General features: G+C 59.8%; 11 protein-coding genes. All 11 read left to right on the top strand.

The window, feature by feature from the left end; all coding sequences use genetic code 11:
• The 11 genes from gp17 to FIV38_RS09420 all read left to right on the top strand — a co-directional run bounded on the left by gp17 (window position 1) and on the right by FIV38_RS09420 (window position 11,883).
• The gene (gp17, locus tag FIV38_RS09470) at window positions 1-348 is read left to right on the top strand and encodes a tail completion protein gp17 (RefSeq protein ID WP_092239177.1); all 348 of its coding nucleotides are present in this window, start codon (window positions 1-3) and stop codon (window positions 346-348) included.
• An 8-nt stretch (window positions 349-356) separates the two neighbouring features.
• Complete coding sequence (locus FIV38_RS09465; protein WP_092239178.1) at window positions 357-824, top strand: phage tail protein; 468 nt, start codon at window positions 357-359, stop codon at window positions 822-824.
• Window positions 824-1,294 carry a phage tail assembly chaperone gene (locus tag FIV38_RS09460; RefSeq protein WP_139273604.1) on the top strand — a complete coding sequence of 157 codons (471 nt, stop codon included), beginning with the start codon at window positions 824-826 and terminating at the stop codon, window positions 1,292-1,294. The genes FIV38_RS09465 and FIV38_RS09460 overlap by 1 nt, the downstream gene beginning before the upstream one ends.
• Before the next feature lie 23 nt (window positions 1,295-1,317).
• The gene (locus FIV38_RS09455) at window positions 1,318-1,635 is read left to right on the top strand and encodes a phage tail assembly protein T (protein WP_092239407.1); all 318 of its coding nucleotides are present in this window, start codon (window positions 1,318-1,320) and stop codon (window positions 1,633-1,635) included.
• A gap of 59 nt (window positions 1,636-1,694) precedes the next feature.
• Window positions 1,695-2,165, top strand: a complete 471-nt coding sequence (locus FIV38_RS09450) for a hypothetical protein (protein WP_092239181.1) — start codon at window positions 1,695-1,697, stop codon at window positions 2,163-2,165.
• 223 nt (window positions 2,166-2,388) lie between these two features.
• The gene (locus tag FIV38_RS09445; protein WP_159439634.1) at window positions 2,389-5,580 is read left to right on the top strand and encodes a tape measure protein; all 3,192 of its coding nucleotides are present in this window, start codon (window positions 2,389-2,391) and stop codon (window positions 5,578-5,580) included.
• Window positions 5,580-5,918, top strand: coding sequence for a phage tail protein (locus FIV38_RS09440; RefSeq protein WP_092239185.1), 339 nt, complete (start codon window positions 5,580-5,582; stop codon window positions 5,916-5,918). Before FIV38_RS09445 ends, FIV38_RS09440 begins: the two co-directional genes overlap by 1 nt.
• Window positions 5,915-6,601, top strand: a complete 687-nt coding sequence (locus FIV38_RS09435) for a phage minor tail protein L (RefSeq protein WP_092239187.1) — start codon at window positions 5,915-5,917, stop codon at window positions 6,599-6,601. The genes FIV38_RS09440 and FIV38_RS09435 overlap by 4 nt, the downstream gene beginning before the upstream one ends.
• Window positions 6,602-6,607: 6 nt before the next feature.
• On the top strand, window positions 6,608-7,360 hold the full coding sequence (locus tag FIV38_RS09430; RefSeq protein ID WP_092239189.1) for a C40 family peptidase: 753 nt from the start codon (window positions 6,608-6,610) through the stop codon (window positions 7,358-7,360).
• The gene (locus FIV38_RS09425) at window positions 7,360-7,956 is read left to right on the top strand and encodes a tail assembly protein (RefSeq protein WP_229752165.1); all 597 of its coding nucleotides are present in this window, start codon (window positions 7,360-7,362) and stop codon (window positions 7,954-7,956) included. Before FIV38_RS09430 ends, FIV38_RS09425 begins: the two co-directional genes overlap by 1 nt.
• Before the next feature lie 9 nt (window positions 7,957-7,965).
• Complete coding sequence (locus FIV38_RS09420; protein ID WP_092239191.1) at window positions 7,966-11,883, top strand: TipJ family phage tail tip protein; 3,918 nt, start codon at window positions 7,966-7,968, stop codon at window positions 11,881-11,883.
• The last annotated feature ends 17 nt before the right edge of the window (window positions 11,884-11,900 follow it).

The following is an 11,900-nucleotide window of genomic DNA, read 5'->3' as shown; positions in this document are numbered from 1 at the left end:
ATGATCGAGAAATCCCTCATCGACAGGCTCACGCCTCTGGTCGACGGGCGCGTGTACTTCGGCGTTGCGCCAGAGGATGCCGCCCAGCCTCGCCTGGTTATTCAAACGGTAGGCGCCACCACCGGTTTCACGCTCGTCGGTTGGGACGGCTCCAGCGACCTGACAATCCAGCTCGACGCATGGGGTGAAAGTTTTCTCCAGGCGCTGACCCTTGCAGGCGAAGCCTTCACCGCGATGACCACGGATGGCGCCGACTTCACTACCGGCAGCGCTGACCGCCTGGCGGACGTATTTGAAAGCGACACCAAACTTTTCAGCGTGAGCTGGGAATACACCCTGCAACCATAGGAGGCCACATGGCCGCTCAAAACCCAACGAAAGCGAAGTTCGTCAAAACGCAGGGCACGGCTCTCAGCGTTTCTAAAACCACCACCCTGGACCCCAAGGATGAGGCCCTGACCTGGGCCGATCTGTCCGTCACCATTAAGCAGCCTCAGTTCCAGGGCGGCCAGTCGGACGAAATTGAAACCACGGTGCTCGCCAGTGTGGCCAAGGAGTTCACCACGGGCCTGGCTGACAACGGCACCTTCAGCATGTCCGGCAACTGGAAGGCAGACGACGAAGCACAGACCGTCCTGCGTACAGCGCGCGACGACGCCGAGCCTCGCGCCTTCAAGTCGGTGTTCAAGGATGGCACCTCCTCGACGTTCCTTGGCCTGGTCACCCAGTTCACCTGGGACGCTGCGCCGAACGGTACCGTGAACGGCACGTTCAACGTGCGTATCACCGGCGCCGTATCCTTCGACCTGCCGGGGGCTCCGTAATGGCCCGGACTAAAGCCGCCGGCGTGGATCTTCGTTCCATGGCGCTGGACCCGATGCGCAACTTCAAGCATGAGCGCCTGACCATCGAAGAATGGGACGGCGCGCAAGTGGTCGTTCGGGCGTTGAGTGCAGGTGACTGGGTTGAGTACCGTCGCCGCGCGTCGTTGGCGGTTGCAGAGGCGCGGCAGGATGCTGGCCTGCCTGTCCAGAACTCAGGAGCCGACGATGCCGAAGGTGCACCGATTGAGTCTCGAGTAGAAATCCACTCTTCGCCGCTGTACGCGTTTGTCTTGGTGCGTGCGCTGCTCGATGAGAGCAACGCGAGAGTCTTCACGGATGACGATGTGCCAGCGGTCGCTGAGGCGTTCAGCCCGGTGCATGACCGCCTTGTCGGTAAGGTGTTCGAGTTGAGCGGCGTTGCTGCTGGTGCCGGTGCAGAGGATCCGGTGGACGCTGCGGGAAACGGCTAAGGGAGGAGCCAGAGTTGGCCTTTATGCTGACTCTGGCCCTCCGGCTTGGCATGACGCTTCAGGATCTGCGCGAGCGGATGAGCGCTGAAGAGCTGTTTCTCTGGATGTCCTACAACCAGGAGTCGCCATTGAGCGATGCCCGTGGCGATATTCAGGCCTCAATCATCGCTGCGTCGGTGTTCCAGGCCCAGGGCGCCAAGGTTTCGGCTGTTGACCTCTTGCCAAGGTGGAAGGAAGAGCCAGAACAAGTAATAGATGAGGCGGCCCAGGCTGAGGAGGGGGTCGAAATGTTCAAGGCTTTCCTGATGGTCAAGGCCGAGGAGAGCCAAGCCGCAGGGTGAGGCTCGTTTTTTTCCGCTGTGCGGTGATAGAGTCGCTCGCTCAAAAAAGGAGGTGGCGAGTGACTTTTATTTTATGGACTGTGACAGCGCTGATAGTTTTTTTTGTAATCGGTCTATGTCGTGAGTTTGCGAAAACTCCCGGGTCTGAGCGTTTGTTACGCTGGACTGTCGGGATCGGTTGTTTAGTGATTGGTGGGATGTGGTGGGGGGCGTTTTTCTATTTTGGTGAACGTTCAGATTCAGAAGTTGTTGTTGACCAATCCTATCTTTCCAGCTACCCGAAAGAGCAATACCCGAAGACTTATGAGGTTTGGGGGGATGCTGGAGTGGAGCGCATAAAGGCAGTGGAGCGCGTTGCTTTAATTAAGGCTGCCAAACAAAGGAAGTGTGACAAGGTTGAATATGTCAGCCTATCTGAAAGGCTTAGTCAGCCCCCATTTGGGATTGTTGTTTTTGTCGATTGCAAGAACCAGTGGCGCTACTACATTGACCAGGATAACGAGATCCTAAGTATAGAAAAAATCAAATAACCCGCCTCGGCGGGTTTTTTAATGCCTGGAGAAATGTATGGCAGGACAAGCTCTGCGGTCGCTGGTTGTGAGTGTATCCGCCGAAACAAGTGCGTATCAGCGAGAAATGGCCAGGGCCGGCCGTATGGGACAGAGCTATCTTCGGACCATCACTTCGGGTAACAGAGACGCGACCAGTTCCTGGCGATCTCAAGAGGCGGCGGTACGCGCCCAGGGGTCGGCAATGCAATCTCTCACCTCAACAGTTGGGGGTTATGCTGCTGCCATGGCTGGAGCGCTGGCTGTCGGGAACGTTATTCACCAAGCGGATAGCTGGAACCAGGTGAATGCGCGCTTGAAACAAGCGTCTACAAGCACTGACGACTTTGCTGTCAGTCAGAAGTCGCTGTTTGAAGTAAGTCAGCGCACCGGCACAGCCTTTGCTGACAACGCAAACCTGTTCAGCAGGTCTTCTGCGTCGATGAGGGAGTTTGGCTATTCGTCGAGCGATGTTCTTGGCGTGACCGAGGCCCTGGCCTTGGGGCTACAGCTTTCTGGGGCGGGCGCCGCCGAGTCTTCCTCGGTGATTACGCAGTTCTCCCAGGCGCTCGGCCAAGGGGTATTGCGCGGCGAGGAGTTCAACGCCGTCAACGAAAATGGCGATCGAGTGATTCGAGCGCTTGCAACTGGTATGGGCGTTGCTCGGAAAGATCTCAAGGCCATGGCGGACCAGGGATTACTGACCATCGACAAGGTGGTACCTGCGCTAATCAGCCAACTGGGGGCATTGCAGGGAGAGTTTAAGGATTTGCCCGGCTCGGTAAGCCGCGCCACGACAACTGTTAGCAACGCGTTCCTGGCCTGGGTTGGCGGAATGGATGGGGCGACCGGGAGTACTAAGCTTTTAGCGCGCGCCGTAACGTTTGTAGCCGAAAATATGGATGTGCTCGCAGCCTCTGCGCTCACCGCTGGAGCCGCTTATGGCGGTCTGAAATTCGGTGAGTTGCTCAAGGGGCTTAAGGATCAAGCTTATGCATTGCGCGAAGTCCGGTCAGCTGAGATTGGTCGCACCTCGGCACAGCTAGACGCCTCAACAGCTGCGGCTCGCCGCACCGCATCAGAGGTTGTCGCCGCTCAATCCCAGGTAGCAGCTACAAGATTTACCGATGCACACGCGGCCGCGCTTAGTCGTCTGCGTTTGGCCCGGCTTGCTGATGTTCAGGCAACGGCCGCCCAGACCGCAGCGCAAGCCGCCCAAACGGCAGCGACATCGCTGGCCGGGCGCGCAGGGTCAGCACTTCTTGGCGTTCTTGGCGGGCCGGCCGGGCTTGCTTTAACCGCTGGCGCAGTTGCTGCCAGCTACCTCTTGTTTCGAGACAACAGCGACAAAGCCAGGCAGGCAACTATCGACTTGAAACGGCCGGTCGAAGAGCTCCGTAAAGAGTTCGCTGAACTTGGCAGAGAGCAGGCCCGCCATAAGTTGGGTGGCGTTATCCAGCAGCAGGCTGACGCACAGGTCGCTGCCCAAAAAGCGCTGCGAGAGATCCGCGCCGCCGCTCAGGGCAATGACAAATGGGGCGATACCTACAACGCCACTCCCGTCCAGCGGGATCGCGCAGTTACCGACTTCAATCGTCGGATAGCTGGCGGCCAGGACATTGACTCTGCAAGCCAGCAGCTTGTCGCTGCAATCGGCCCCAACCAGGAGATGACCAAGGCGATCAACGCATCGGCTTCGGCATATGGCGAGGCAATCAAGGCCTCTGGTGACTATGGCGACGTTGCCAATATGCTCACGGCGCGCCTGAACGATGTTGCAGTTGCCGCCGGCCAGGCCGGCGCAGGTCTCAAGAAAATTGAAGGCCCGGACCAGAAAACCATTGATGGCTGGACCAGCTATTCAAAAACCTTGGTCGAGCGGCTCAATTCCGTTCGAGATGGCGGCGATCTGGTTGGCGAAGTGAATCGTCGCATTGAGCGGGAAGGTGTCGATCCTGCTACAGCGGAGGGCTGGCGAATTCTTGCCGGCGCGATCAAGGGCTCTGAAGCGGCAGCCAAGGCATCCGAGGAAGCGCAGCAGAAGGCGAAAAAGGCATCTGAGGATATCCAGCGCCAAGCGGAGCAACTCAACAACGCATACAAGCAAACCCTGGCGAACCTCACCCAGCAAGTTGCCCTGTACGGAGAGAGCACGGAGTTGGGGCGTCTTCGGTACGACCTTACTACTGGTGAACTGTCCAAGCTGACCGAAAAGAACAAGGTCATGCTTGAGGGCAAGGCTATTGAGTTGGACGCGCTGAACGCCCGAAAAGCCTATGACGGCTTGATGGCTGGCCTGCAAACAAAAGAGCAGGCGCTGCTGGCCACCACGAAAGAACGGATGCTGGTGCTGGAAACAGCCAATCGAGCAGGGAAGCTCAGTTCGGACGACTACCGCGCCGGTGCTGATGCAATCTCGAAAGCCACTGTCACCGAGGCGCCGGAGTTCGGCGGCATCGATTCGTCGGTGGGTGGTCCTTCCGGCGAGCTGGTCAAGATCGCTGAAGCAGAGGCGACACTCAAGAAGTGGCACGACAAGCAGTTGACGATGCAAGCCGATCTGCGCGACCAGATCCTGGCGGACCAGCAAAGCACCAACGAGCAGAAGTTGGCCGCCGAGCAGCAGTATCTGGACCGCGTTGTTGAGATCAATCAGTCCAATCAGTCACGCCTGTCTGATATCCAGGGGGCGTACAAGGTTGCGGTGATCGGCACCTTCAGCGAGCTTTCGGGCCAGGCCGCTGACATGGTCGGCAAGATCGCTGGCGAACAGTCTGGCGCCTACAAGGCTCTGTTCGTGGCGCAAAAGGCGTTTGCAGTTGCGTCGATCATCATGAACGCCCAGATCGCCGCGGCGAAGGCGCCGGCGGAACTGACCATTCTGGGCGGCATCCCTGTCGGTGCGGCGCTGCTTGCGGCCGGCTATGCCAACGCGGGCATGGTTGCCGGCATGGCCTTGGCCGGTTTCTCGGAGGGCGGCTACACGGGGCCTGGCGGCAAGTTCGAGCCCAAGGGGGTCGTTCACGGCGGAGAGGTGGTGATCCGCAAGGAAGTGGTCGACCAGCCCGGAATGAAGGATTACCTGATAGGCCTGAACCGTAGCGGTAAGCCTGGCTATGCCAGCGGCGGGTTCGTTGGTAGTCCGGGCATCTCGCCTGCATTCACCGCGCCCTCTGTTACTGCCGGTGCAGGTTCTGGTGCTGCGCCGGAGATCCACCTGCATATCAATGGCGATGGCTCTGGCGGGGCAGTCAGCGCGCCAGAGGGCTATGAGCAGATGGGTTTGGCGCTGTTGGCCACTGCCCGATCAGAGATGCCAAAGATCGCCCGGCAGGTGATACAGCAGGAGAAGGGCCAGAACGGCCTGCTCGATCCAAACAATCGGAGAAACAGCTGATGGCAGAGGTATTCACCTGGTCGCCACGGGTTGGTGCGTCTGGTGATGACCAGACCGACACCCTCGAATCGAAGTTTGGGAGCGGCTACAGCCAGCGCCTGTCGGTCGGTATCAACAACGTGTCTGGCACCTACGCGGTGTCGTTCACGGGTGGCGAGGCCTATATCAAGCCGATTCGGGAATTTTTCAAGCGGCATAAGGGCGCAAACCACTTCCTGTGGACGCCGCCGCTTGAGGATCAAGGCGCCTACATCACTACCGGTGGCTGGCAACTGCAAACCCACGGTAGGAAGAAATACACCCTAAGCACCACCTTCCAGCAGGTATTCAACCCATGATCACCTTGGACAACCAGAAGCTGGAGCCGGGCGCGATTATCCAACTGATCGAGTTGGATGGTGAGGCGCGGGGCATGGGTATCTTGCGATACCACGCTCACCAGCAGTCGACCCCGATCATCTGGAAGAGGGAGGCATACCTGCCCAGGCCTTACGAAACGGGCGGCTTTGGGCGCAGCGTTGAGGGCAACAACTCAACGCCGATGCTGAAGATCAGCAACATCGACGGCACGATCACTGCGTTGTGCCGCCAGTTCCAGGGGATGAGCGGGGTCAAGCTGACGGTGCGGCAGACCTATGCCAAGTACCTGGATGCCGCGAACTTCCCCGAAGGCAACCCCACGGCCAGCGCCATGGAAAAGCTGGATATCTCCTACATCAACCAGGTGACCAGTTTGTTGCGAGAGGAGGTTGTGTTTTCCCTGGCGCCGCCGACGGCGGTGAAAGGGCAGATGCTTCCCGGCGGCTTGATCATGAACCGCTGCGAGTGGTGCCTGTGGGGCGAGTATCGCGGCCCCGACTGCAACTACACCGGCATCAAGATGTTCGACCTCGACGGCAACCCCGTTGACGATCCGGCGCTGGACCGCTGCGGCGGGCGCGTGAGCGATTGTGAAATACGCCATGGCCGGGGCAACCCTCTGCCATTTGGTGGTGCGCCGGGCGCTTCGCTTATTGGATAGGCAACCATGAATAAAACAATGCTGAAACAGATCCAGGCCCACGCCGCTGCTGAGTTTCCCAGGGAGAGCTGTGGTGTGGTGATCCGCGAGGCGGGGCGCCTCAAGTACGTCCCGTGCCGCAATGATGCCAAGACCCCGAGCGAGCACTTCATCATCAACCCTGGCGACAAGTGCGACGCAGAGGATCGAGGCGAAGTGACAATGATCATTCACAGCCACCCAGACGTACCGCCCATGCCGAGCATGGCCGACCGTGTCAGCTGTGAGTTGCACGAAAAGCCCTGGGGCATTGTGAGCTGGCCGTCTGGAGAGTATTTCGAGTTCAAGCCCTGCGGGTACCAGGCGCCCTTGGTCGGTCGAGAGTTCGGCCATGGCCTGCTCGACTGCTACGCCCTGTGCCGCGACTACTACGAGCGCGAGCATGGGATTGAACTGCCGAACTACCCGCGCCGGGATGGCTGGTGGAACGACGGTGAAAGCCTCTACGAAAAATACTACGAGGATGCCGGGTTCTATCCGGTCTCGATGCCGCGCAAGGGCGACATGATTGTCATGCAGATCAACGCTGCTGCACCGAACCACGCTGGCATCTATCTGGGTGACGGCCTGCTGGCCAGCGATCCGGATCTACACCCGGCCCCGGGCACCTTCCTGCATCACCGCTACAACAAGAAATCCACCCGCGACGTTTACGGCGGCATGTGGGCCGACTACACCGTGCTGATTCTTCGGCACCAACGAGTGCCGGAGGTTGACTGATGGCCATGAGAACAACGGTTCGCCCGCAGCCTCTGGTGGTGCTGGTGATGCTTTACGGCGTACTGGGTGCCCGATTCGGGCGCGTGCATCACCTGGCCGTCGCCTCTTGTGCTGAAGCCGTCCACGCCTTGTGCGTGAAAATCCCGGGCTTCAAGCGCTTCCTGAGGTTTTCCGAAGAGCGCGGCCTGACCTATGCGGTGTTTCGCGGCAAGCAGAACCTTGGTGAAAGCGAAATCGAGATGCGCCAGGACACCGTCGAGCCCATCCGCATCGCGCCAATCGTGATTGGGAGCAAGGGCGGCGGGCTGTTCGCCACCATTGCCGGCCTGGCTCTTGTGGTGATTGGGGCGATTACCCAGCAGTACTACCTGGTGGCAGCGGGTGCTGGACTGATGATTGGTGGTATCGCCATGAGCATGTCTCCTTCGCCGATGGGCGTGCTGGATAAGGAGGGCGATGGCAACAGGCCTTCCTATGCATTCGGCGGCGCGGTTACCACGATGGCTCAAGGCCGTTGCAAGCCACTGCTCTACGGTGAGCGCGATATCGGCGGCTCCCTCATCTCGGCCGGCATCTTCTCGGAAGACCAGCAGTAAGGAAAAACTATGTCCAAGACCGCAACAGCGCCCGCTACCAAGCGCCGGCGCCGGCCTGCTGCTGCCCGCGTTATGGGTGGCAAGAGTGGCGAGAAGAAGCCATACACCCCATACAAGGCGCCAGATAGCGCGCTGTCGGTAGCCACGGTCAAGCTGCTTTATGCCTTGAGCGAGGGGCCGATTGTTGGCCCGGTCAATGACAGGCAATCGATCAAGCTCAACGGTACGCCCCTGATCTCGCCGGACGGTAGCGAGAACTTCCCGGGCACGATCTGGGATTTTCGCCCGGGCACCGTGGACCAAGAGCATATCGCTGGCTTCCCGGCTATCGAAAACGAGGCCTCACAAGGCCTGCCGGTTGAGCTGAAGTCGGACAACGCCTGGACGCGCGCCATTACCGATCAGCAGTTGTCGGCGGTTCGTATCCGTCTGTCCTGGCCGCAGATCTGGCAGGTAAAGACCAACGGTGACCAGATCGGTTATCGCATTGATTACGTCATCGACCTATCCGTCGATGGGGGTAGTTATCAGACCGTTGTATCGGCCACGCTGGACGATAAGGGCACCACGGAGTACGAGCGCACCCACCGGATTGACTTGCCGGAAGGTTTCACCAGCGCGCTTGTGCGTGTTCGCCGGCTCACGCCGAACCGCAATGACTCAAACTTCGCCGATCTCATGCGGGTCAAGGGCCTGACCGAGGTCATCGACAAAAAGCTACGTTATCCAAACCTGGCCCTGGGCGGCCTGCAGTTTGACGCCAAGCAATTCCAGGACACGCCGAAGGCCAGCTTCCTGATGCGGGGCCGGATCGTCCAAGTTCCCACCAACTATGACCCGCAAAGCCGCACCTACACCGGGGATTGGAACGGCACGTTCAAGCTGGCCTACACCAACAACCCTGTTTGGGTTTGGCGCGACCTGTTGTTGCACCGCCGTTATGGCCTGGGCCGTCGCATCACCGCAGACATGGTCGATCACTGGACGCTCTACGAGATCGGTCGTTACTGCGATGTGATGGTGTCCGATGGCAAGGGCGGCTTACAGCCCCGCATGACGACCAACGTTTACATCCAGGATTCGATAGAGGGCTACGCGCTGCTGTCGGACTTGGCTAGCGTGTTTCGTGGCAGCAGTTGCTGGAATGGATCCAAGGTCACCATGGTGGCCGATATCCCGGGCAATGAAGACGGATATGTTTTCACCCGCTCGAACATCATCGGCGAGTTTGAATACGTCGCTGCTGCGTACCCTGACCGGCACACCCGGGCCAAGGTGGCCTGGGACAACCCAGAGAACGAGTTCAAGACCCAGCCGGCCCCTGTTACCAATGACGAGCTTATCGGTTCGCTGGGCCACCGGATGCTCGATATCTCCCGTTTCGGCTGCACCGTCGAGGGCGAGGCGATCCGTCACGGGGTCTGGGCGCTGAAGTCCGAGCAGTACGAAGAGTGGTCTGTCAGCTTCACCACTGGCATGGAAGGCCAAAACGTTGAGCCTGGGCAGATCATCTGCGTGGCTGATGAGATGTTCTCGGGGCGGCCGAACGGTGGGCGTATCAGTGCGGCCACCAGGCGCGTCATCACCTTGGATATCGATGCCGAGGTGCATGAAGAGGACCGGTTAATTCTGAACCTGCCTAGCGGCAAGTCAGAGGGGCGGATCGTCAAGTCGGTATCGGGCCGCCTGGTCACCGTGATGGCGGACTATTCGGAGCTGCCTGAGCCTGAGTGCAGCTGGTCCGTGGAAAGCGCTGACCTGGCTGTGATGCGCTTTCGAGTGCAGACCATCGAGCCTCAAGGCTTGCACCAGTTCAAGATCGCCGCGACTCAGCACGAACCGTTGAAGTTTCCGGCCATCGACACCGGCGCCCGGATTGATCCGCAGCCCACCAGCGTTCTACCGCCGGGTGTCATGTCGCCGCCGGCGAACATCACCCTGGAGGCGCGCAGCGTCGTGTCGCAGGGCATTGCTGTCACCGGCATGCGCATCACATGGGACGCTGTTCCTGGGGCGACTGCGTACAACGTGGAGTGGCGCAAGGACAGCGGGAACTGGGTGCGCCTGCCGCGTACCGGAAACCTTGGCGCGGAGGTAGAAAACATCTACAGCGGGCGTTATGTCGCCCGGGTGAGTTCGGCTAACGCTATGGATGTGACCTCAATCTGGGGTAGCAGTCCAGAGGTCGAGTTGACCGGCAAGGTCGGCTTGCCGCCGGCGGTTGCGTTCCTGACCACCACCAGCCTGGTCTACGGCATCGGCATCCAGTGGGGTTTTCCACCAGGTGCAGAGGACACCCAGCGAACGGAGGTCTGGTATAGCGAGTCTGCCGATCTGGAGACCGCCAAGAAGCTGAGCGACTTCAGCTACCCGCAGGCCACGCACGAAATGCACAGCCTGCTGGCGGGTGCGAGCCTGTTCTTCTGGGCGCGCCTGGTGGACCGGACCGGCAACGTTGGCCCGTTCTTCCCGATCCCTGGTGCGGTAAATGGCCAGGCCAGCTCGGACCAGACCGAGTACGAAAAGTACTTCGCCGACAAGATCGGCAAGGGCGCGCTGTATCCAAGCCTGCGAGAAGAGATCGACCTGATTTCGGGGGACGGCGACGGGTCGGTCAACGAACGGCTGAAAGAGGCCAAGGCAGAACTGGAGGGGTTGCTGGGACAGATCACCGGGGCAGAGCCATACGACCCGGCGAAGCCATACGGCGCCGGCGCATTCACGCAAAAGGATGGCCACCTGTACCAGGCAACTGGCCCGGTACCGGCCGGCGAAGCGCCGCCAAACCCGCTGTACTGGAAGGACATCGGCACGATCCTGCAAACCACCAACGCGCTGGCCCAGCAGGTTCAACTGGTCACCAGCATGATCGAGGAGATCGAGGGCCAGGTGGTGGCCACAGCGACATCGGTTGAAGCTCTACGCTCGGCCGCCCGTGGTGATGATGGCGCGGGCGACCTGGCGGACGCGGTGAAAGGCTGGCAATCGACGGCTGATCTCGGGGTTGAGAAGCGCACGCGAGCTTCTGAAAGCGATGCAATGGCGCGGCAGCTCACCACGATGGAGGCGCGGGTGGGGGCGAACCAGTCCGGGCTGACCGTGCTGGAGCAGGTGGTGGCCACCAACAAGCAGACGGCAGCCACTCAACTGACGCAGCTCAAAAGCGACCTGGAGCTGACCGAACAGAAGGTAGCCGGCAATGCCCAGGCCATTACCGGCCTCGACACCAAGGTCACCAACCTCGACGGCAAGGTCACATCTCAAGCCTCCAGCAATGAGGCGCTGCGGGCTTCGGTGCGCGGCGATGATGGTTCCGGTGATCTTGCCGGCGCGATCAAGGCCTGGGAGGCGACGGCCAGCTTTGAGGTCGAGAAGAAGGTGCAGGCTTCCGCTACTGAGGCGCTGGCCAAGAGGACAGAAACCCTGCAGTCGAGCATCGGCCAGACCAGTGCATCTGTGCAGGCCGTCAGCGAGACCGTGGTCCAGCTCGACGGCAAGGTGTCTGCCCAGACCACCATGAAGGCTCAAACCATTGTGGATGGTCGGAAGGTTGTGACCGGGTTGGCGTTTGGTTCGGATGGTGAGCAGTCGGAGTTCTTGATCTTTGCGCAGCGATTTGCAGTCGTGAACGAGATTGACGGAACAGTTATTCCGATGTTTGTGGTCCAGAACAATCAGGTTGTGTTCAACACAGCGATCATCAGCAAGGCGCTTATCCAAGAGATCATCCTAGGGATGAACATCCGGTCTCCAGCGGTTGACTCGCAAGGGCGGCCACTACTTGAGATCAACGTTCCGGCAGGGAAACTCGTCTTCCGTAGTGAGGATGAAGATGGATCTATCTTGCTTAACAGCGATGGCCTTGCAGTGTATGACGGCAACTACAAGCGCAGAACAATGAACGGCAGGCTCACCCCGCCAAGCTAATTACTTTGGGAGGTATT

Source organism: Pseudomonas proteolytica (assembly GCF_007858275.1).
GTDB classification, from domain to species: domain Bacteria; phylum Pseudomonadota; class Gammaproteobacteria; order Pseudomonadales; family Pseudomonadaceae; genus Aquipseudomonas; species Aquipseudomonas proteolytica.
The sequence above is the reverse complement of the archived record's forward strand: the minus strand, read 5'-3'. Positions and strand labels throughout refer to the sequence as shown.

Coding starts and splice junctions, on each gene's coding strand:
- gp17 (WP_092239177.1), top strand. CDS start 1: ATGATCGAGAAATCCCTCATCGACAGGCTCACGCCTCTGGTCGACGGG.
- FIV38_RS09465 (WP_092239178.1), top strand. CDS start 357: ATGGCCGCTCAAAACCCAACGAAAGCGAAGTTCGTCAAAACGCAGGGC.
- FIV38_RS09460 (WP_139273604.1), top strand. CDS start 824: ATGGCCCGGACTAAAGCCGCCGGCGTGGATCTTCGTTCCATGGCGCTG.
- FIV38_RS09455 (WP_092239407.1), top strand. CDS start 1,318: ATGCTGACTCTGGCCCTCCGGCTTGGCATGACGCTTCAGGATCTGCGC.
- FIV38_RS09445 (WP_159439634.1), top strand. CDS start 2,389: ATGCAATCTCTCACCTCAACAGTTGGGGGTTATGCTGCTGCCATGGCT.
- FIV38_RS09440 (WP_092239185.1), top strand. CDS start 5,580: ATGGCAGAGGTATTCACCTGGTCGCCACGGGTTGGTGCGTCTGGTGAT.
- FIV38_RS09435 (WP_092239187.1), top strand. CDS start 5,915: ATGATCACCTTGGACAACCAGAAGCTGGAGCCGGGCGCGATTATCCAA.
- FIV38_RS09430 (WP_092239189.1), top strand. CDS start 6,608: ATGAATAAAACAATGCTGAAACAGATCCAGGCCCACGCCGCTGCTGAG.
- FIV38_RS09425 (WP_229752165.1), top strand. CDS start 7,360: ATGGCCATGAGAACAACGGTTCGCCCGCAGCCTCTGGTGGTGCTGGTG.
- FIV38_RS09420 (WP_092239191.1), top strand. CDS start 7,966: ATGTCCAAGACCGCAACAGCGCCCGCTACCAAGCGCCGGCGCCGGCCT.